The 657-nt window shown below is 71.7% G+C and carries 2 protein-coding genes; both read left to right on the top strand.

Translation table 11 applies throughout. From position 1 onward, the window contains the following. Nucleotides 1-472, top strand: a 472-nt coding sequence (locus L810_RS43790) for a GNAT family N-acetyltransferase (RefSeq protein WP_042978561.1), incomplete at its 5' end; no start/stop codon positions are given. 32 nt (nucleotides 473-504) lie between these two features. Then, nucleotides 505-657 (top strand): SidA/IucD/PvdA family monooxygenase (locus L810_RS46775; RefSeq protein WP_155836523.1); only part of this gene is annotated, 153 nt, incomplete at its 3' end.

The raw sequence follows: 657 nt of genomic DNA, 5'->3' as shown, positions 1-657 counted from the left end.
GCGCTGGTTCGACGAGCCGCGCGTGCGCGACGGCTGGCCGGGCGCGCAGCCTGGCGTGGACGGCGGGCAAGGTGCGGCGCCGGATGCCGACCCGCACGTCACGCCGCTCGTCGGCTGCTTCGACGGCGAACCGTTCGCGTATTTCGAGGCGTTCTGGCTGAAGGAAGACGCGCTCGCGCCGCACGTCGCGGCGCGCGACTACGACCGCGGGCTGCGGATGCTGGTCGGCGAATCGCGCTGGCGCGGCCCGCATTGCGTGGCGGGCTGGCTGCCGTCCGTCGTTCATTACCTGTTTCTCGACGACCCGCGTACCGAAGCGGTCGGCTGTGCCGTTCCGGCCGGCCACGCGCGGGTTGCCGACCATCTCGCGCGGCATGGCTTCGCGCGGCAGCGCCGTCTCGCGCTGGCCGCCGCGCAGCCGCTGTGGATGCGCACGCTGCGCGAGACGTTCTTCTCCGGCCGTCACGTCTGACGCGCCGGATTCACCGACAAGGGAGCTGAGACATGCAGAGAGAAACCGTATTCGACCTGATCGGCGTCGGCTTCGGGCCGTCGAATCTGGCGCTGGCCGTGCGCCTCGCGGAGCGCGGCGGGCTCGCCCATTGCTTCGTCGAGCGCCAGCCCGAATTCGGCTGGCATCGCGGGATGCTGCTCGAC

This window comes from Burkholderia sp. AU4i, from assembly GCF_000466765.1.
Lineage (GTDB): Bacteria > Pseudomonadota > Gammaproteobacteria > Burkholderiales > Burkholderiaceae > Burkholderia > Burkholderia cepacia.
Note: the sequence above shows the minus strand (reverse complement) of the source record. Positions and strands in the feature narration are given on the sequence as shown.